Here is a 17,827-nt window from a genome sequence, read left to right as displayed (position 1 = left end):
ACGTCCAGGACTCGTGGATCTGCGGGGGGTCGCACAGGGCGTACTTCGGGCCCGCCAGACGCAGCAGCAGGCGCAGGGTCGGCTCGGTCACCCACAGCGGGCCGGGCTCGTCACGGCTGCCGATCGGGTTGGGCAGGTAGGCGTCGTGTTCCCAGTCGGGCGGGGTGATCAGGTGGACGCCGGCACGCCGGCGGTCGTGGTGGTTGCCGGCGGAGTGTTCCAGTTGGCCGATCGGGAGGTGGGTCTTGAGGGCGGACAGGTAGGCGCCGTTGACGTCGAGCGCGGTCACTTCGTGCTCGCCCGGAGGCAGTTGGGAGCGCGACCACTTGGGACGGGCCTCCCAGATCCGGTCGGCGCCGCGCGCGGTCTGCTTGCGCAGGATGTCGGGCAGCCAGGGGTGGGCGACGATGTCGTACCGGCCGCCCTTGCGGGTCTCGTCCAGCAGCGCCATCGCGTCCGGGATGGCCCGCTTCACCAGTGCCGCGGTCGCCGCTTCGATGTCGCCGCAGTGGGCGGCGAGGGCGGCGGTGACGGCGGAGCCGATCGGGTCCGGGGTGTCGGCGGTCTTCAGGCGGCGGCCGGCGGGCACGACCCTGAGCCCGCGGGCCTCCTGGTCCTGCCTGCCGGCGGGCGCCGTCCGGCCGGGCTCCGTGTGCGGAGCAGGCCTCTGCGGCGGTGCGGGCTCGCGCGTGTGTGTGCGCTCGGCCGTGCCGCAGTCGGCGGGGTCCAGGTGCTGCGGGAATCCGGCGACCTGGTGGGAGGCGGGCTGTCCGCACAGCACACAGGGCTGGGGCGCGGGCAGGGCCTCAACGTCGTCAGCGTCGGCCGGACCTGGCTCCTGCTCAACGCTGACGGTCCGGGCCGGGGTGTCGTCCACGCCCTCCTCGGCCGCGCCCTCCTCGTCCGGGGTCTCCTCGTCCCAGGCCTCCTCGGCCGCGGCGGCAGCCATTTTGGCCCGGGCTCCTTCGAGGAAGTACGCGTACTTCTCCCGTACTTCACCGCTCGGGTCCCGTCCGGACTCCCAGCCCCCGACCGTGGACGGGCTGACGTTCAAGGCCTGCGCGAGCTGGGCGCGCGAAAGGCTCAGGCCGTCGCGCAGGGCGCGCCGCTCCTCGGCGGGCGGCAGCGGGACCTCCTTCTTGGCCCCGGCGAGCAGAGCGTCGATCGCGTCGAAGTCCGTCATCGAGCTCCCCCGCCTCCTGCGGCCGCAGCGCGTGCGGTGCTGACGTGGCGGGCATGGCCGCGACGGCGTTGTGCGGGCAGCGCCTCCGAGGCCCGGGTGGGTCCCGCCAGGAGTTCGAGGACGTCGATGCCGTAGTGCGCGGCGACCGCGTCGCAGTCGGCCAGGCTCCATGCGGCTGTGCCGGACTGCCGGCGGCTCACCTGGGCTTGGCTCACTCCCAGGGCCGCGGCGAGGTCGGTCTGCGACTCGCCGGTCGCGTGCAGGAGCGCGGCCACGGAGGACCGTACCCGCTCATCCAGACTCATGCGCATGGTGAAAACTTAGCAGCAGACACTCATGATTCATGCGGATCTCGCATGATAGGTCGTGGGGGTGGCGGGCTGTGCGACGTCCGGCCGCACCGTGCGGGACCGGGCCGTCCAGCTCGGAGACGGGGGCGGTGAGCTGCTCGTGCACCAGGCCGACGAGGCCGGGCAAAGCGGCCGTCAGGTCCTTCCTGACGGCGGGAAGTCCGGCGGCTGGTACACGCCGCCGGTCAGCCGCTCGACCTCGTGACCTGCACGACGGTCAGGCACTGGTGCCGCCAAGCTCCACGCAGACAAGGGCTACGGCTTCGACCACTTACGGAGCCGGCTGCGTCGTCGGCAGACCGTGCCGCGCATCGCACGCCGCGGCAAGGAGAGCTCCGGCCGCCTGGGCCGGCACCGTTGGGTCATCGAACGCACACCTTCGTGGCTGGGCGGCTGCCGCCGCCTGCACCGCCGCTACGAGCGCAAGACCGAGCACTTCCTCGCTTTCGTCGGCCTCGCCGGCGCTCTGCTCTGCTACCGGCATGACGGACCTCCGGGCCCCACCCACTGTGTGAAGGAACGGACCGCAGGGCGGAGCACCGGCTCCGAGGTGGAACCTCGTCTGCGGAGCTGATCGGCCGGCTCAGCGGACCCGGTCGTAGACGAGGGCCAGCGTGCCGTGCTCCCCCGCGGCCTGACTGACGAGTGTCCACTGCCCTGCGGGCAGACCGTCGTCGAAGAGGCGGGGCCCGCCGCCGAGGAAGACCGGGAAGATCGTGAGCGCCAGCCGGTCGACCTTGTCGCTCGCCAGCAGCGCCTTGATGACGCTCGCGCTGGAGAGCACGAGAATGTCACCGCCTTCGGTTGCCTTCAGGTCCCCGACCACCTCGGCGGCCGGCTTGTCGACGATCGTCGCCCGCTCCCACGGCGCCTGGTCGAGGGTCGAGGAGAGAACCACCTTGTCGGTGTCGACGAGCCACCTCGCGAAGCCCTCGTCGCGCGGGTCGGCGCCCTCCATACCGATGACGGTGGGCCAGAAACCGAGGAATCCCTCGGCGTTGACCCGCCCGAGCAGGGCCGTCGTGGCCGGCTCCCAGAGGCTCGTCAGGTGGTCGCGGGCGACGTCTGAGACGGCGTACGGCATCACCCAGCTCATGTCCAGCGGGTTGTCCGGCGCGGCGTAGTGGCCGTCGAGGGAGAGGGCCAGGTTGGTGACGACTCTGCGGCCGGCGGTCTGCTCTGTCATTTCATGCTCCTTATGTCGGTGCTGTCGGTGTCGTGCGAGTCCGCGGCGAGGGTCGCCGCGAGCTTGTCCAGGCTCTGGCCGACGCCGATCTCGATGCCTGCGATGAAGTCCGCGGAGTCGATCGTGCTGTCCGTGATGCGCCAGCGGACGTCGAGGTCTGATCCCGTGTCGGTGGGCCCGAGGCTCATGTCGACGTGAGCGGTGAAGGCGAGGCGGCCGTCAGGAAGCAGCGGGGAGAGCCGGTAGGCGAGGCGCTCGCCGGGGCGTACGTCGTCGACGACTCCCTCCGCGCGGCCGGCGACCAGGTCGGAACCATCGGCGTCTTCGGCGTCGCGGTACTCCTGGACGATCCGCCCACCGGGTCGCGCCTCGAAGACGAGCTCGGAGACGCGGAGGTCCTGGGGAGTCCACCAGTGCGCGAGCAGGACGGCCTCGGTCAGGTGGCGCCAGACCAACTCGGGGCGCCCCGTCAGCGACCGGTGGAACGTGAACGAGCGGTCGTCGGCCCATCCCGCATCCTTCGCGGCGAGCCGCTCCGCGCGGAGGCCGCGCTCGTAGCGGTCGTACGTCGCGTGCGGGCCGCTGACCTGCTCTGCGGTGTCGGCGATACGGCTGAGCGCGGCCGCCAGGTCCCGCAGGGGGCCGGGCCGGAGTGCGTAGATGCGGCGCTGGCCGGTGCGCTGGGAGGTCACGACACCGGCGCGTTCAAGGGTCTGCAGGTGCTTGGTCGTCTGCGGCTGGCGCGCCTCGGCGAGCTGGGCGAGCACGCCGACCGCGCGGGGCCGTTCGGCCAGCAGGTTGACGAGCCGCCAACGGGCCGGGTCGGCCAGTGCGGCGAGGAGTGCGTCCATGACCATGAGTATTCCTGATGACGAATATTCGTGTCAAGGAATAACTTGGCAAGGCAGGTGGCGAGGCCGAGGAAGGCTTCGTGTATGTCGTCGCGTCGCCCCCATCGGATGCGCAGGCGGCGCAAGCCGTGCAGCCGGGCGATCGTTCTTTCGGCGAGGTACCGGAAGATGCCCAGGCTGGAGCCGTGCGGTCGGCGCCGTTCGGCGATGACTGGGCGAATGCCCCGGGCCCACAGCAGGCGCCGGTACCTGTGGTGGTCGTAGCCGCGGTCGGCGAGCAGTGCGCCGGGCCGGTGTCGGGGCCGGCCGACACTCCCGCTGACGCGGGCGGGATCTTATCGAGCAGGGGCAGGAGTTGGGCGGTGTCAGCGGGAGCGTGGGGGCCGCCCCGGCCATGCGTCCTGTCAGCGCAAGGGACCACGACACTCAACTCCAGCCCGCTGCTTCGCTCGTTCCGAGGCATCGGCTGGCCGCACACCGGCCCGCACAGCACGGCAACGGGGCGTTCGTGGGACATCACTGAGGCGCATGGCGTAACCCCGGTACAGGTCGTGCTGTGCCGGCACCTGCAGGCTGGGAACATCGGCCCGGACCCCGACACTCTCAACTGACCCCGAAGACCCCGAAGCGCCCGTCACGTCCGGCAGGACGGGCCGCACCCGGTACGCCGCAGCAGCGCCACCGCCTCGACGAGAAGAACCCATCATGCAGATCGATCTCTCCGGCCGCACCGCTCTGGTCACCGGCTCCACCCAGGGCATCGGCCTCGCCATCGCCACCGGCCTCGCCCGCGCGGGAGCCCGCGTCGTCGTCAACGGGCGCGGTGAAGAGCGCGTCGCGGACGGCGTCCGCACCGTGCGTGCCGACTCCGGCAGCGACGACGTCACCGGCGCCGTGGGCGACCTGGCGGCCGAACAGGGCAGCGCCGCCGTACTGAAGGCCGTGCCCACGGTGGACATCCTCGTCAACAACCTCGGCATCTTCGGCACCGCCGCTGCGCTGGAGATCGACGACGCCGAATGGCGCCGCTACTTCGAAGTCAACGTCCTGTCCGCCGTCCGGCTCATCCGCGCATACCTGCCCGGCATGAAGGAACGCGGCTGGGGACGGATCCTCAACCTCGCCAGCGACTCGGCGGTGGTCATCCCCGCCGAAATGATCCACTACGGCATGACGAAGACCTCGCTGCTCGCCGTCAGCCGCGGGTTCGCCAAGGACGCCGCCGGCACCGGCGTCACCGTCAACTCCGTCATCGCCGGGCCGACCCACACCGGCGGAGTCGAGGAGTTCGTCCGCGAACTCGTCGGCAACAAGCTGCCCTGGGACGACGCGCAGCACGAGTTCATGGTCAAGTACCGTCCCCAGTCCCTGCTGCAGCGCCTCATCGAGCCCGAGGAGATCGCCCACATGGTCGTCTACCTCGCCTCGCCCCTCGCCTCCGCCACCACCGGCGGCGCCCTGCGCGTCGACGGCGGCTACGTCGACTCCATCCTCCCCTGAGCCGTCGCCGACCGACTGCATCCCCGCCCAGCCCAGTGCCAGGACCTGCCCACCCTGGCTCGGGAGCCGCGCGCCACCCCCACCACAGGGCCGACACAGCTGGTCACAGCGTTGCGCGGCCAAGTGAGCCCAGCCTTGGCGTGCGGGTCAATGGCCCAGGCGGCAGGGGTTACAGCCCCAGCCGTCGCATATCAGTGCGCCGCCATGCCCGCCCGGGCGCGGCCAGGTCAGCCGTCGACGCCGCGGTCTTCATGGCCGGGGGCGGTGGCGGGCGTACCGCCCGGCCGGCCCGTAGGCCGGGTGGTCGGGCCGCGGCGCCGGTCAACACCTTGGCCGCGAGCACCGCAATGCTCTTGTAGCCGCCCGTGCAGACCTCGGACACCGACCGGTGGCCGACAGGCCTGAGTCGTCAACTCTCCCCGGTGTCCTCCCGCGTCAGCGGGAGAACCGCCGCTGAGAAGTGACGCAGCCGTGTCATGGCAAGCGGCAAACGCGTTAGCGCCGTGACACGAAGCGCACAACGTGTCAGCAGCCTGAGCCCGCTCTCCCTCATACAGGCCAGGCCGCACTCCCTCACCCGGTCGGACCGACCGGGTGAGGGACGGCTCCGGGCAGCAGCAGCTCTTGGCTGACCGGGCGGTTCACAACCTCGATGATCTCGTTCGGCTGCATGGTTCGGTTCCTCCTTCTCAGCGCAGCTGCTCGGCCAGTCCGACGATGATGCCCTCCGGGCCGCGGAGGTAGCAGAGCAGATAGCTGTCCTCGAACCGGGCGATCTCACCGACGAGTTCGGCGCCGTGAGGGCGCAGGCGGGCAACGGTGTCCTCGATGTCGTCGACGGCGAACATGACGCGGTGCGTGCCCAGAATGTTGTGCGGCCGGTTGCGCGGCCCGGCGCTGATCACCGCGGGGCTGCGGTACTTCGCCAGCTCGAGCCGGCTGTGACCATCCGGGGTCCGGACCATCGCGATGTCACAGCGGACGCCGTCGAGTCCGGTGCACTGGTCGGCGAAGAGGCCCTCGACCTCCGCCCTGCCTTCCAGCTCCATACCGAGTTCCACGAAGAACGCGATGGCGGCATCCAGGTCCTCGACGACGATGCCGACATTGTCCATCCGCTGAATCGCCATGCTGGTTTCTCTTTCTTCCTCGTGCGGCCGGTGGTGGCCGCTGATGTCCCTGGGACGGAGCCGGTGGCACGTTCTCGACATCCGCAGACCACCGAACTCCGAAAAATCTGGATCGCGCCTCAGCACCGCGGCAACAGACCCGCAAGCCAGGCGCCACCACCGAGGGTGAGGACGGCGCAGGTGACCGCTCCCATAACGCTCCTATAAGAACGATCAGCCACAGCGTGCCGTCCCCACGCTTCAATGCTTCCTCGCCGATCCGCAGCGTGCGCGCTCGAGCCTTGCGCCTCCCCGATCAATTCACGGTGCCGGGCCTTCCCTGGCGGATGGAGTTCCCCGTGCCGCTCGCCCTCCGCACAGGTTCACCTGGTTCCGTTTTGGTTCGAGCGTCGCGGAGAAGCCGGATGCAGCCGCATCGTGTGTCTGCGAGCATGCGTCACTGTGGAGATCAACAACTCTGTCGTCCGGCGCGCGGTCGCCGCCGACGCTGCTGCGGTGGCTGATGTGTGGCTGCGTTCCTTCGCGGCGGCGCTTCCGGCTGTGCGCCGGGCTCATACGGACGACCAGGTCCGGTCCTGGTTCCGGGAGGTGGTCGTGCCGGGCCAGGAGACGTGGGTGGCGACGGTCGATGGGTCGGTGGTCGGGATGATGGTGCTGGACGGTGAAGACCTGGATCAGCTCTATCTCGATCCGGACTGGCAGGGCCAGGGCATCGGCGGCCGCCTCGTGCGCCTGGCAAAGCAGCGTCGCCCTGCCGGGTTGGCACTGTGGACGTTCCAGGTCAATGTGTCGGCGCGCCGCTTCTATGAGCGGCACGGCTTCATCGCTGCCGAGTCCACCGATGGGCACCGCAACGAGGAACGCGAGCCGGACATCCGGTACGTATGGTGCCCTGGGGAGCAAGAGCCCTGAGGATGCTCACGCCGCCTGGGCGAGTTGTCGCCCACCCCGGCGGATGCCCTTCTCACTGCGGATGCGGGCGCGTTCACGGCGTTCAGCGGCCAGGACGTCGCGGTGGCGGGCGTCGGCGTTGCGCCATCGCAGGCACGCGTGCAGGGCCCGGTTCCGCACCGTGTCGTTGGGAGGGTTGGAGTCGGCGATGGTGAACTGCCTCAGCTTTCCGAAGTGCGCCTCGACCGGGTTCGCCCAGGGTCCTGTCCGCCGGGACGGAGCCGGGCGCGCGTGGCCGGCGGCGCAGGGTGGCTTGCTCGCAGCGCGGTGGCGCACGTCTCCGGGACGTCTTGGGGCGCACTTGCCCGGGCGGCGGGTCGCGGGAGTTCAATGGGCAATCATGATGCGCAGAAGAACGTCATCCACCGCCATCACCGTTGTCGTCGCTTGTGTGTTCGCCGTTCTCACGTCGTGTTCCTCGGGTTCTTCGGACGGGTCCCCCGCCGAGGGCCGGCCCAGCGGGTCCGGATCCAGGTCGGCGTCCGATCCCCCACGGACGACCACGCCGTCGCCCTCGCCGACCGGGCCGTGTGCTGACGGGACGTGCGAAATCAAGGTCGCCGTGGGAGACGTCGTGACGGTTCCGGAAAGGTACGGCCTCGGGCCGATCAAGGTGACGGCGATCGCCGGCGGAAGGGTGGACATGACCGCCCGGCTGACAGGGTCGGGTTACAGCATTTCCGGCTGTTCCGGTGGCGGCGGCGTGTCGTCGGAGGGTGAAGGCGGTGTCGGCTTCAGCTGCGGCGAGGGACCCGCTACGACCATCAACGACGCCATGAGCCTGAAGGTCGTCGACATCCTGGATGCGGCCGCCGTCCTCCGCATCAAACCCGCCGGGTGAGGTACGGCCCGGCGCTTCGGAAGGGCCGCTCGCGGGCATTTCCTGTCGGCTGCGGTGTGGGGTCGGCCAATGGACGGCGCAGGGTGACGAGCCGTCAATGAGCTGCCCCGGTCTGTGGTTCCCCCTGCAGGGCGAGGAGTGGGGCGGGGCGTCGCTTCTTAATGGACAAGCTGAGGCTTGAAACGGCCCTTCGCCCCTGCGGGGAGGGCCAGGATGATCAGGACCCGTGAGGGGGAGAGCCGTCCCGGTGCGGGTGGGAGCCGGCCGTAAGGTCGTTGACCGGGAATCGCGCCGGCTGCCCGGTCAGAATCCGTACGGCCTCTTCGGCGGCGATGGTCCGTACCGTCCGCATGGCTTCCTCGGAGTAGTAGGCGGCGTGAGGTGTGACGATCACGTTGGGCAGTGCGAAAAGTGGGTTGCTCGGGCGCCATCCGCGTTGTTTCGCGGGTTCCTCCTCGAGGTCGTCCAGCGCCGCGCCGGCGATCCATCCTTCGGTGAGCGCCTGATGGAGCGCCGCGTCCTCCACGATGGGCCCGCGCGCGGTGTTGACGAGGATGGCGGTCGGCTTCATCCGGCGGAGTGTCGCACGGTCGAAGGTGTGGTGCGTCTGCGGGGTGAGCGGCGCTTGGACCACCACGTAGTCGGCGCCTTCCACCAAGTCGTCGAAGGACACCGGCCGGACCTGGGATGCCCGGATCTCGGACTGGTCGAGAAACGGGTCATGTGCCCAGACCTCGGCACCGAACGCTTTCGCGCGTTCGGCGATGAGCCGTGCGATGGAACCGAAGGACAGCAGGCCCAGCACCTGTCCCCTCAGTCTGTGGATGGGTGCTCCGGTCTGCCAGTGCCATTCGCCCTGCCGGGTCGCCCGGTCGTACCGGCAGATCTTGCGGGCGGCCGCGAGCCAGAGCGCGACGGCGTGATCGGCGACCTCTTCGGCGCACCATTCGCTCGGTGCGTTGGTGACCTGGATTCCGTGTCGGGTCGCGGCATCGACGTCGACGATGTCCACGCCCGTGCCGTAGCGGGCGATCACCCGGCAGCGGGTCAACGCCTCGATGGCGCGGGAACCGACGTGCGCGTACTGGGTCAGGACGCCGCCGGCCTCTCGTCCCGCTTCGATCACCTCGTCCTCGTTCTTGCACTGCGCGGCAACGAGCCGGAGTCCGGCACCTTCGACGACCGCGCGTTCGATGTCCACCTCACCGAAGTCGAAGTCGGCGATCAGAATCGTTTCGCTGGAGTCAATGCGAGTCACGAGGAATCCCCTTGGTGTGAACGAGATCCTGGTACGACACCGCGAGCTCCAGGCAGCCCCCGCGGTCCAGCTGGCCGACCGTGGAACGGTAGATCTCCTGCCACGGCGTCTGGTGCTCCAGTACCGGGGGTGTGTAGCGGGCCAGGCGCTCGGCGATCTCCTCGTCCGGCAGCAGGACGTCGACGCGTGCGTTGTCCAGGTCGACACGGATCCGGTCGCCGGTGCGCAGGATGGCAAGATTGCCGCCGACCGCGGCCTCGGGGCTGGCGTTGAGGATGGACGGTGCGTCCGACGTACCGCTCTGCCGGCCGTCACCGAGCGTCGGCAGCGCCATGATGCCTCGCTGGACCAGCGCCGGAGGAAGCTCCATGTTCACGACCTCGGCCGAGCCGGGATATCCGACCGGCCCGGTGTAGCGGATGACGAGAATGCAGTCCTGGTCGATGCCGAGCGCCGGGTCCTCGATACGAGCGTGGTAGTCCTCCGGCCCGTCGAAGACGACGGCACGGAAATCGAACACCGACGGATCGTCGGAATGCGGCGAGCAACGGGCCCGAAAGGCGTCCGTGATGACCGACATTTTCATGATCGCGGAGTCGAACAGGTTCCCCGTCATGACGAGCAGTCCGCCGTGCGCGGTGACCGGGTCCTCGCAGGGGCGGATGACCGCCGGGTCGGCAGGCGGGACATCCTCCAGGTTCTGGGCCACCGTACGGCCCGAGACCGTCACGGCATCACCGTGCAGGTGCCCCGCTTCCAGCAATGCCCGCATGACCGCAGGGACACCGCCGGCGCGGTGGAAGTCCTCGCCGAGGAACTCCCCCGCGGGAGCGAGGTTCACCAGCACCGGAATGTCGCGTCCGACGCGCTGCCAGTCCTGGTTGGTGAGATCCACCCCGACGTGACGTGCGATGGCGTTGATGTGGATCGGCACGTTGGTCGAGGCGGCGATGGCCGATGCGACGACGATCGCGTTCTCGAAGGCCTGCCGGGTCATGACCTTGCGGGGGGTCAGATCCTCTCGCACCAAGGTCACCGCCCGGCGGCCTGTCTCGTAGGCCATCTGCGCCCGCTCGCTGTAGGGCGCCGGGATCGACGCGCAGCCGGGCAGGGACATTCCCAGGGCCTCGGCCAGACTGTTCATCGACAGCGCGGTGCCCATCGTGTTGCAGTGCCCGATGCTGGGCGCGGAGGCGGTCACCCGTGCCAGGTATTCGTCGTGGTCGATCTCTCCACTGGCGAGCAGCCGCTTCGACTGCCAGATCACCAGCCCCGAGCCCGTCCGCATGCCGCGGTGGTAGCCGTTGAGCATAGGGCCGCCGGACAGGACGATCGCCGGGATGTTCACTGTCGCCGCCGCGGTCAGACACGCGGGTGTGGTCTTGTCGCAGCCCGTCGTCAGGACCACTCCGTCAAGCGGATACCCGTAGAGCACCTCGACCAGGCCGAGATAGGCCAGGTTGCGGTCCAGCGCCGCGGTGGGGCGCTTTCCGGTCTCCTGCAACGGGTGGACGGGGAACTCGAACGGAATGCCACCACCGTCGCGGACCCCGGCCTTGACCCGGTCGGCGAGGGCGAGATGGTGCCGGTTGCAGGGAACCAGATCATTACCTGTCTGGGCGATGCCGATGATCGGCCGGCCGGACTGCAGCTCTGCCCGCGTGAGACCGAAGTTCAGAAACCGTTCGAGGTACAGAGCCGTCATCTCCGGATTCTCCGCGTTCGCCCACCAGGCCTGGCTACGCAGCTCCCCCGCGGTTCCCTTCGTCGCTGACATGGTCAGCTCCTGGCCGAGCAGTCCGGGCTTTCGCCCCGACGCCGGGCATCGCGGTGCCCCGTGAGAAGGCCTGCGCACTGCCCAGGCCGGCCGGCTGCCGCCTCCCCCGTCGGCCTCTTCGACGAGTCCGGCCCGTCCGCTCCGGCCATGAAGCGTCCTGTCGTCTGGTGCTGGACAGCCACGGATCCTCCTCGGCTCGACGGTGGCGAGCGGTTCAGGCGCTGCCGGCCATCGCACAGGGCGGCATCACCTCCAGCTTCGTCGGAAACATGCCGCGCGCGCAGCCTGGGAGGTCCAGACGAAGCGGGTCCCGCCGCTCGACACATCCTTTGCACGCACGCCCAGAGCAGCTCGGCCGGCTGGCCACGCAAAACGGCCCCACCCACCCGGCACCGCTGCTACGCCGGCTCCCGTGCGGAGAGGCGGTCCGGCCCGGTGCACTGCACGGCCAGAGGCGACTCCTCCACACGCGACCTGCCCGGCCAAGGGAGCACAGGCACGAAGGCCAACGGCTCGATCCGGGCCCACACCGCATCAGTGATCAGCAGCCGAACAGACACATCCGATCAACCGACCAGCGCATCAAAGACACACGCTCCAGGCATCCAGCCACGGAGCCCACGCAAAAACCGGCTGGCACACCACGGCGGCCGCTGCTACCTTCGCGGAGGCCGTGCGAGAAACGAGGAGGTGGTACCCATGAACGTATCGACATGGGTGCTCTCCTGCGGGGTCACGGTCGGGCGATAGGTCGTCCGGGAGCGCCGTTCAACAGCACTCCCGAAAGACACGACCATGGCCCTTCACTTCACGTCCGAACAGCGCCTCGACGACGGCGTCCTCGAACGCAAATTCACCCTCGGCGAGATCCCCGGCATCCTGTGGACGCCCACATCCGCATCCGTATCCGCACCGGCGCCGCTCATCCTGCTCGGCCACCCCACACTTGGACTGCACAAGATGTACCCCCGGCTGGTGGCGCGAGCCCGGCACGCCGCGGCGGATGGCTTCGCCACGGCCACCATCGAGCTTCCCGGGAGCGGTGACCGGCCCCGTTGGGCCGCCATCGAGCAGGCCCGCGCCGACCTCCGCCGGGCCAGGGAAGCCGGCGAGCCGGTCAGCGACGAGATCATCGACGCCCTCATCCTCCCGCTCGTCGACAAGTCGGTCCCGGAATGGCAGGCCGCCCTCGACGCCCTCCTGCCGCTGCCCGAGATCGGCGGCCCGGTCGGGTACTCAGGGGGAGTGATCTCCATCGGCATTCGCCTTGCGGTGGTCGAGCCGCGCATCGTGGCCGCTGGTCTCTTCGCCGGCAGTCTCGTGCCTCGCGCCATGTTCGAGGAGGCCCGCCAGGTCACCATTCCGCTGCACGTCCTGCTGCAGTGGGACGACGAAGGAAACGACCGGCAGGCGGCCCTGGACCTGTTCGACGCCTTCGGCTCCAAGGAGAAGACCCTGCACGCCAATATGGGCGGGCACACCGGCGTCCCGCAGTTCGCGGGGGACGCCGCGGCCCAGTTCTTCACCCGGCACCTGAGGTGAGGCCGGACCGCCAGGCCCTCAGCAGACGGTAAGCCGTGATGCTGCTCGTCGAGGGCAGGCCCCGGCGTTCCTCTGCTGTCCATGCCGTGGGCCCCTGCCGGCTCGGCAGGGGCCCACGCTGTCCGAAGCCCCTGGTTCCGGAAGTGTGTCGGGCGCATTCCATGTGGATGCCCGGCCAGGCGGTGCGTGTTCGACGAGGTGCCGGCGGCCAACCTCCGTCGGCCCAGACCTTGCGGATGGTGGGGGTGGGCGCGGCGACCTGGTCGACCGTGCGCATGCCGGCGACGGAGTCCTGCAGGCTCGCGGCCGTGACCAGCGCCGCGAGCAGCACCGCGAGCAGCAGTGCGAGGGTGTCGGTGACGACGCTCCGCTTGCGGCCCACGATCTTCTTCGCCGTATCCGTGCCCTGCCGGCGGCCGGGACGCTGGTGAAGGCCTTCGTCGACATCCGATCCGGCTGCCGGCCAGGGCTGGGGCGACGATGGTGTCGGATTCCCGCCGGACAGGAGGCCGGGGGTGTTGGTTGGCTGACCGCATGGTCACAGCGCATACGGACAAAGCCTTGCTCTTCCGCTCCCTCCACACCCCTGCACGCCCCCTCGCGCTGGCCAACGCCTGGGACGTGGCCAGTGCCCGTGTCATCGAGGCCGCGGGGGCACCCGCGATCGCCACCACCAGCGCCGGGATCGCCTGGTCGCTCGGCCGTCCGGACAGGGAGACCGTCCCTCCCGACCAGGTGGTGGACCTGATCGCCCGTATCGTCGCGGCGGTCGGCATACCGGTCACCGCCGATATCGAGGGCGGATACGGACAGGACGCGGCCGGCGTCGCCGAGACCGTTGCACGGGTGCTGGAAGCAGGTGCCGTGGGCGTCAACATCGAGGACGGCACCCGGCCTCCGGCCGAACTCGGGGCGCGGCTCACGGCGGCCCGGGCCGCGGCGGAACGAGCGGGCGCGCTCCTCTTCCTCAATGCCCGTATCGACACCTACCTGTTCGGCCTCGGCGACCCCGCCACCCGGCTGAAGGACACCCTGGAGCGGGCGCACGGGTACATGGACGCCGGCGCCGACGGCATCTTCGTCCCCGGCGTCACCGACCCCGCCACCATCGCGGAACTGGCCGAGGGCATCTCCGTGCCGCTGAATGTCATGGCCGGCCCCGGAGTACCCGCCGTCGCCGAGCTGGGCGCGCTCGGCGTCGCCCGCGTCAGCCTCGGCTCGGGCGTCGCCCAGACCGCCTACACCGCCACCCGCCGCGCCGCGCAGCAGCTGTACGACACCGGCGACTACCACCCCCTCACCGATGCCATTCCCTTCCCCGAGCTCAACGACCTGTTCCTGGGCCCGCGCTGACCGTAAGGCTCGACATACCGAGGGCGGCCTGCGGGGCCAAGCAACGGCACGGCGCGCGGCGCCCTGAAGTACGCGCCGAAGGTTGAGTACATGACAAGTCCTCGCTACCGTTTACGCGCGTTGACCCGATAGCGGTCGTCACCCCCGGAAGGAGGCGATGAGCGATGAGGTATGTCAAGAGGGCGCTTGCCGCGACTGCGGCCGTGGTGGCCACGGCAGCGGTTCTGCAATCCCCCGCGCAGGCGGCCGTGGTTCCCGAGCACGCGGTCATCGTGTGCCAGAGCGCCAGCTTCTACGCCAACTACAACAGCTCCACCGGCCCCAGCGGCTACCTTCGCACCCTCTACTACGGGGACAAGGTGGGCCACACCCCCGGCGTCCACCCCGTCTACAACGGTTGGGCGGCCACCTTCGACTTCGGCCCCAACGACTGGGGTTACGTGCGCATCGAATGCATCGGCGGCTACGACTCCTGGTGAGTCCGGACCCGAAGGGAAACCCCCATGTCGGCACCGCGCACCCTGCGAACCGGCGCTCTCGCCACAGCGATCGGCGCCGCGCTGCTGCTCGGCGTGAGCAGCGGAACCTCCCAAGCCGCCGACGGCAGGATCGGCGTCCGGGAAACCGTCTGCGCCCAGGACCTGTACGTCCGTACCGACCCCGGCGGTGCCTGGATGGGCACGCTCTACCACGGCCAGACCTTTCTGGTCGAAAGCAAGCAGAGCGGCTGGGCCTACGGCTTCGCCTACGGCGACATCAACCGCCACGGCTGGGTCCAGGACGGCTGGTTCTGCTGACCGACCCCGAACGGGAGCCCGTCCGCCGAAGCCCCGTGGCCGTTGCCTCCTGCCATCCGCCCGCCGCACAAGGAGATGCATGACGACGAAGCCAGGCGGGGTCCTTCGGCTCCGCGCACGCACCGGCACCGTACTCACGGTCGCGGTCGCACTCGTGGGCCTGCTCCCCACCACCTCCCAAGCGAACGTGAACAGGTACACCGTCCAGGCGAACTCACCCAAGCCCGCGGTGTGCAACAACTCCGGCACCATCCCGCCCGGTACCTGGCTGCAGAACAAGCCATGCGGCTACTGGGTCGGCACCGCCATGGCCGGTTCGTCCTTCGACGTCCACCAGACGAATCCGAGCAACTACCATTACGGGCGCAGCCTGGGCAACAACAACATCTGCGCCTGGATCCCACCCGGTGCCCTCGGCTCCAGCCCGACCGCGTCCGTCGCGGAATCGTGCAGCGACGCCACGAAGGACACCATGTCCCACCGCCGGACACTCGGCCACGACTTCAACGCGGCCGCACATGACGCCACGGACGGCACACCGATCACGGTCAACCCCGCCTGTACGGCGTACTACAACTACTACACGACCAGCACCTACGCCGACGGCTCGCTCCGCGACCCGGCCGGCACCCCGGGCTCGACGGTGATGTACCGCTTCACCACGAACGGCTCCAACCCGGCCGTCGTCGTCCGTGACAGCGTGATCGGCTGGATCTTCCTCAGCCGTTCCTGCGTCACCAACTGGCGCGGCATCACCTTCTACAACGACAACGACTGAGAGGTCGTTGTCTCCCCTTGGTCCGTCCCGGAATCTGCCGTCGCTTCGTGCCGCGGGCCAGGCGGCGGTGGAGCACGAGCCGGCCGTAGGTCCGCTCGACCGTGCAGCGTTTCGGGATCAGGGTGAAGCCCTGGGGTCACCCCTGCTCGGGGTGCCCCCACACCTGCTAGTGCTCTGACCGGGAAGGTTCACCGGGTTGCCGTTCGCGGTGCGGGCCTTGCGGGCGGTTGGATGTGACGATATCCATCCTGATGCGTGGAGGTGCGCTGGCAGAGCCGGTCAAGGTCCGCAGGCTGACCGATCAAGAAGGGCAGAAGCTGCAGCAGATCGTGCGCCGGGCAGCACCAGCACGGTGCGTTACCGGCGGGCGATGATGATCCTGGCCTCGGCCGGAGGTAACCGGGTCCCGGTGATCGCCCAACTGGTCCAGGCCGACGAGGACACCGTCCGCGACATGATCCACCGGTCGAGATCGGTCTGGCCTGCCTGGACCCTCAGTGGGCGGGAGGCCGTCCCCGCCTGCCCAGCCCTGACGACGAGGACTTCGTCATCCAGACGGCCACCACCCGCCCCCGCAAACTCGGCCAGCCCTTCACCCGCTGGTCCATCCGCAAACTCGCCGCCTACCTGCGCAAAGTCCACGGCAGGGTGATCGGCATCGGCCGTGAGGCCCTGCGGACGCTACTCGCCCGACGCGGGGTCACCTTCCAGCGCACCAAGACGTGGAAGGAATCCACCGACCCCGACCGCGACGCCAAGCTCGACCGGATCGAGCACGTGCTGGAGCACTTCCCGGACCGCACGTTCGCCTTCGACGAGTTCGGCCCGCTGGGCATACGCCCCACCGGCGGCACCTGCTGGGCCGAACAAGGCCGGCCCGACCGGCTGCCGGCGACCTACCACCGCACGCACGGCGTCACCTACTTCCATGGCTGCTACTCCGTCGGCGACGACACCCTGTGGGGCATCAACCGCCGCCGCAAAGGCGCGGCCAACACCCTCGCAGCCCTGAAGTCGATTCGGGCCGCCCGTCCCGACGGCGCCCCGATCTACATCGTCCTGGACAACCTCTCCGCCCACAAAGGTGCCAAGATCCGCCGCTGGGCGAAGAAAAACAACGTCGAGCTGTGCTTCACCCCGACCAACGCCTCGTGTGCCAACCCCATCGAGGCGCACTTCGGGCCGCTGCGGCAGTTCACCCTCGCCAATTCCCACTCCAAGCACACCGTCCAGACCCGCGAGCTGCACCGGTACCTACGCCGGCGCAACGCCAACGCCCGCCACCCCGACGTGCTGGCAGCCCAACGACGCGAACGCGCCCGGATCCGCGCGGAGAAGGGCATCCGCTGGGGAGGACGGCCCCTGGCCACAGCGGCCTGACCGTCCCGGCACTGCGGTCACAGCGGCAGACAGTCGGGCCGCCGATCAGCTGACATGTGCGGCGATGATCCGTGCACACTCCATCGACTCGGCATGCGTGGTGTCCACCTCCAGGTCATAGACCATGCCCCGGTGGACCACGTCCGCCTGGGACGCCGCCATGCCGATGACCCGATCACCTCGTGCGACCTCACGGCCTGCGGCCACCACACTGTCGCATCGGACACCGACCCACAGCACCCGCAGTTCACCCAAAGCCTTCTGCCATCGCTTCTGCGAGTCCGCTCCGCCGAGGAAGACCTCATCAACGATGACCCGGGCACCCGCACGGGCCATCGCGGCGACCCCCTCGATCCATGCCGCTTCCAGCGTCCGGAACTCCGGCCCGACAATCACCTGTCCGTCCGGAGCGAACTCGATCCCCGCATCCGACGCCTGCATGGACGCGGGCATGGCCTCAACCAGCGTGTCCGTCCCCAGGGCCAGCCACGGATCCGGCAGGACTGCCTGCAGACACCGAACGATCCCGGACTTCCCCGAGCTGGAACCACCGTTGAGAACGATCACCTCAGTCATCACCGCGCCACAGTAGAGGCACCGCAGCAACGCTCGAAACGGATTTCCGCGAACGCTGCACCACCCGCCACAACCCGGTGAACCTTCCCGGTCAGAGCGCTAGCTAGGGGGTTTCTCGTCGATCAGGCCGGATCAGGGAGCAGTGGCTGGTGGTGGGGGCACCTCCCACGCCGTTCAGGCAGTGGGGGAACATCGCAAGGCGGAGGAGGGAGTCGATGCGGAGCATCGGCGACCGACGACAACGCCGCGAAGTGCGGCACCAGGCGCCGCGAGCCCGGCATGATCGGCGAAACACCCCCTAACTGGCTCTAACAAAAGGCTGTTGATCATGTGACTGTCGGCTTGTCCGCTCGTTGATGTGGTCGTGGGGATGA

17 protein-coding genes and 4 pseudogenes are annotated in these 17,827 nt (G+C 69.5%); 10 read left to right on the top strand and 11 right to left on the bottom strand.

Translation table 11 applies throughout. The features are described from left to right. Together IE318_RS42835 and IE318_RS42830 are read right to left on the bottom strand one after the other, a co-directional pair. Positions 1-1,183: helix-turn-helix domain-containing protein (locus IE318_RS42835; RefSeq protein ID WP_189908257.1), on the bottom strand; the 1,183-nt coding region annotated here is incomplete at its 3' end. Continuing rightward, positions 1,180-1,494, bottom strand: a complete 315-nt coding sequence (locus tag IE318_RS42830) for a helix-turn-helix domain-containing protein (protein ID WP_229904168.1) — start codon at positions 1,492-1,494, stop codon at positions 1,180-1,182. The genes IE318_RS42835 and IE318_RS42830, both read right to left, overlap by 4 nt. 271 nt (positions 1,495-1,765) lie before the next feature. On the opposite strand from IE318_RS42830, the pseudogene IE318_RS42825 reads away from it, so the two are divergent. After that, positions 1,766-2,014: pseudogene (locus IE318_RS42825) on the top strand (transposase); the annotation flags it as partial. Positions 2,015-2,116: 102 nt separating this feature from the next. On the opposite strand, the gene IE318_RS42820 reads toward IE318_RS42825, so the two are convergent. Then, entirely contained in the window at positions 2,117-2,719 is a 603-nt protein-coding gene (locus IE318_RS42820) for a dihydrofolate reductase family protein (RefSeq protein ID WP_030185496.1), read from the bottom strand. Next, complete coding sequence (locus tag IE318_RS42815) at positions 2,716-3,570, bottom strand: metalloregulator ArsR/SmtB family transcription factor (protein ID WP_189908256.1); 855 nt, start codon at positions 3,568-3,570, stop codon at positions 2,716-2,718. The genes IE318_RS42820 and IE318_RS42815 overlap by 4 nt, the downstream gene beginning before the upstream one ends. Positions 3,571-4,275: 705 nt before the next feature. Here IE318_RS42815 and IE318_RS42810 point away from each other — a divergent pair. After that, on the top strand, positions 4,276-5,070 hold the full coding sequence (locus tag IE318_RS42810) for an SDR family NAD(P)-dependent oxidoreductase (RefSeq protein ID WP_189908255.1): 795 nt from the start codon (positions 4,276-4,278) through the stop codon (positions 5,068-5,070). Between the two features lie 689 nt (positions 5,071-5,759). Here IE318_RS42810 and IE318_RS42805 read toward each other — a convergent pair. Continuing rightward, positions 5,760-6,200, bottom strand: coding sequence for a VOC family protein (locus tag IE318_RS42805; protein WP_030185481.1), 441 nt, complete (start codon positions 6,198-6,200; stop codon positions 5,760-5,762). 441 nt (positions 6,201-6,641) lie between these two features. Here IE318_RS42805 and IE318_RS42800 point away from each other — a divergent pair, with 441 nt between their 5' ends. Beyond that, positions 6,642-7,112 (top strand): GNAT family N-acetyltransferase, encoded by a 471-nt coding sequence (locus tag IE318_RS42800; protein WP_189908254.1) that lies wholly within the window; start codon positions 6,642-6,644, stop codon positions 7,110-7,112. 6 nt (positions 7,113-7,118) lie between these two features. On the opposite strand, the pseudogene IE318_RS42795 reads toward IE318_RS42800, so the two are convergent. Then, positions 7,119-7,349: pseudogene (locus IE318_RS42795) on the bottom strand (IS630 family transposase); the annotation flags it as partial. A gap of 129 nt (positions 7,350-7,478) precedes the next feature. After that, positions 7,479-7,796, bottom strand: a complete 318-nt coding sequence (locus IE318_RS42790) for a hypothetical protein (protein WP_189908259.1) — start codon at positions 7,794-7,796, stop codon at positions 7,479-7,481. Here IE318_RS42790 and IE318_RS42785 point away from each other — a divergent pair. Next, positions 7,795-7,992, top strand: coding sequence for a hypothetical protein (locus IE318_RS42785; protein ID WP_229904167.1), 198 nt, complete (start codon positions 7,795-7,797; stop codon positions 7,990-7,992). The genes IE318_RS42790 and IE318_RS42785 overlap by 2 nt on opposite strands. Positions 7,993-8,209: 217 nt before the next feature. Here IE318_RS42785 and IE318_RS42780 read toward each other — a convergent pair whose 3' ends face one another. Further along, complete coding sequence (locus IE318_RS42780) at positions 8,210-9,250, bottom strand: C-terminal binding protein (RefSeq protein WP_189908252.1); 1,041 nt, start codon at positions 9,248-9,250, stop codon at positions 8,210-8,212. Next, positions 9,237-11,027 carry an IlvD/Edd family dehydratase gene (locus tag IE318_RS42775; protein ID WP_189908251.1) on the bottom strand — a complete coding sequence of 597 codons (1,791 nt, stop codon included), beginning with the start codon at positions 11,025-11,027 and terminating at the stop codon, positions 9,237-9,239. The genes IE318_RS42780 and IE318_RS42775 overlap by 14 nt, the downstream gene beginning before the upstream one ends. 795 nt (positions 11,028-11,822) lie before the next feature. Here IE318_RS42775 and IE318_RS42770 point away from each other — a divergent pair. After that, positions 11,823-12,569, top strand: a complete 747-nt coding sequence (locus IE318_RS42770; protein ID WP_189908250.1) for an alpha/beta hydrolase — start codon at positions 11,823-11,825, stop codon at positions 12,567-12,569. A 58-nt stretch (positions 12,570-12,627) separates the two neighbouring features. Here the strand turns inward: IE318_RS42770 and IE318_RS46795 are convergent. Then, positions 12,628-13,022: pseudogene (locus IE318_RS46795) on the bottom strand (IS5 family transposase); the annotation flags it as partial. An 81-nt stretch (positions 13,023-13,103) separates the two neighbouring features. On the opposite strand from IE318_RS46795, the gene IE318_RS42760 reads away from it, so the two are divergent. The 5 genes and pseudogenes from IE318_RS42760 to IE318_RS42740 all read left to right on the top strand — a co-directional run bounded on the left by IE318_RS42760 (position 13,104) and on the right by IE318_RS42740 (position 16,877). Beyond that, a complete protein-coding gene (locus IE318_RS42760) occupies positions 13,104-13,922 on the top strand; it encodes an isocitrate lyase/PEP mutase family protein (RefSeq protein WP_189908249.1) in 819 nt (272 codons plus the stop codon). Positions 13,923-14,086: 164 nt separating this feature from the next. Then, positions 14,087-14,401, top strand: a complete 315-nt coding sequence (locus IE318_RS42755; protein WP_189908248.1) for a hypothetical protein — start codon at positions 14,087-14,089, stop codon at positions 14,399-14,401. A 24-nt stretch (positions 14,402-14,425) separates the two neighbouring features. Beyond that, the gene (locus IE318_RS42750; RefSeq protein WP_189908247.1) at positions 14,426-14,719 is read left to right on the top strand and encodes a hypothetical protein; all 294 of its coding nucleotides are present in this window, start codon (positions 14,426-14,428) and stop codon (positions 14,717-14,719) included. A gap of 79 nt (positions 14,720-14,798) precedes the next feature. Further along, positions 14,799-15,497: a hypothetical protein gene (locus IE318_RS42745; protein ID WP_189908246.1), complete on the top strand. Its 699-nt coding sequence runs from the start codon at positions 14,799-14,801 to the stop codon at positions 15,495-15,497. 266 nt (positions 15,498-15,763) lie between these two features. Then, positions 15,764-16,877, top strand: a pseudogene (locus IE318_RS42740) (IS630 family transposase). 45 nt (positions 16,878-16,922) lie between these two features. On the opposite strand, the gene cpt reads toward IE318_RS42740, so the two are convergent. Then, positions 16,923-17,453, bottom strand: a complete 531-nt coding sequence (gene cpt, locus IE318_RS42735) for a chloramphenicol phosphotransferase CPT (RefSeq protein ID WP_189908245.1) — start codon at positions 17,451-17,453, stop codon at positions 16,923-16,925. Between the last annotated feature and the right edge of the window lie 374 nt (positions 17,454-17,827).

The sequence above is a fragment of the Streptomyces spiralis genome (assembly GCF_014654675.1).
Taxonomy (GTDB): domain Bacteria; phylum Actinomycetota; class Actinomycetes; order Streptomycetales; family Streptomycetaceae; genus Streptomyces; species Streptomyces spiralis.
This window is presented reverse-complemented; position numbering and strand designations above follow the sequence as displayed.

Excerpts from the sequence above, each read along its gene's own strand:
- IE318_RS42815 (WP_189908256.1), bottom strand. The coding sequence starts at position 3,570 with ATGGACGCACTCCTCGCCGCACTGGCCGACCCGGCCCGTTGGCGGCTC.
- IE318_RS42760 (WP_189908249.1), top strand. The coding sequence starts at position 13,104 with ATGGTCACAGCGCATACGGACAAAGCCTTGCTCTTCCGCTCCCTCCAC.
- IE318_RS42790 (WP_189908259.1), bottom strand. The coding sequence starts at position 7,796 with ATGTCCACCCTTCCGCCGGCGATCGCCGTCACCTTGATCGGCCCGAGG.
- IE318_RS42810 (WP_189908255.1), top strand. The coding sequence starts at position 4,276 with ATGCAGATCGATCTCTCCGGCCGCACCGCTCTGGTCACCGGCTCCACC.
- IE318_RS42820 (WP_030185496.1), bottom strand. The coding sequence starts at position 2,719 with ATGACAGAGCAGACCGCCGGCCGCAGAGTCGTCACCAACCTGGCCCTC.
- IE318_RS42750 (WP_189908247.1), top strand. The coding sequence starts at position 14,426 with ATGTCGGCACCGCGCACCCTGCGAACCGGCGCTCTCGCCACAGCGATC.
- IE318_RS42805 (WP_030185481.1), bottom strand. The coding sequence starts at position 6,200 with ATGGCGATTCAGCGGATGGACAATGTCGGCATCGTCGTCGAGGACCTG.
- IE318_RS42785 (WP_229904167.1), top strand. The coding sequence starts at position 7,795 with ATGACCGCCCGGCTGACAGGGTCGGGTTACAGCATTTCCGGCTGTTCC.
- IE318_RS42755 (WP_189908248.1), top strand. The coding sequence starts at position 14,087 with ATGAGGTATGTCAAGAGGGCGCTTGCCGCGACTGCGGCCGTGGTGGCC.
- IE318_RS42830 (WP_229904168.1), bottom strand. The coding sequence starts at position 1,494 with ATGCGCATGAGTCTGGATGAGCGGGTACGGTCCTCCGTGGCCGCGCTC.
- cpt (WP_189908245.1), bottom strand. The coding sequence starts at position 17,453 with ATGACTGAGGTGATCGTTCTCAACGGTGGTTCCAGCTCGGGGAAGTCC.
- IE318_RS42770 (WP_189908250.1), top strand. The coding sequence starts at position 11,823 with ATGGCCCTTCACTTCACGTCCGAACAGCGCCTCGACGACGGCGTCCTC.
- IE318_RS42745 (WP_189908246.1), top strand. The coding sequence starts at position 14,799 with ATGACGACGAAGCCAGGCGGGGTCCTTCGGCTCCGCGCACGCACCGGC.
- IE318_RS42775 (WP_189908251.1), bottom strand. The coding sequence starts at position 11,027 with ATGTCAGCGACGAAGGGAACCGCGGGGGAGCTGCGTAGCCAGGCCTGG.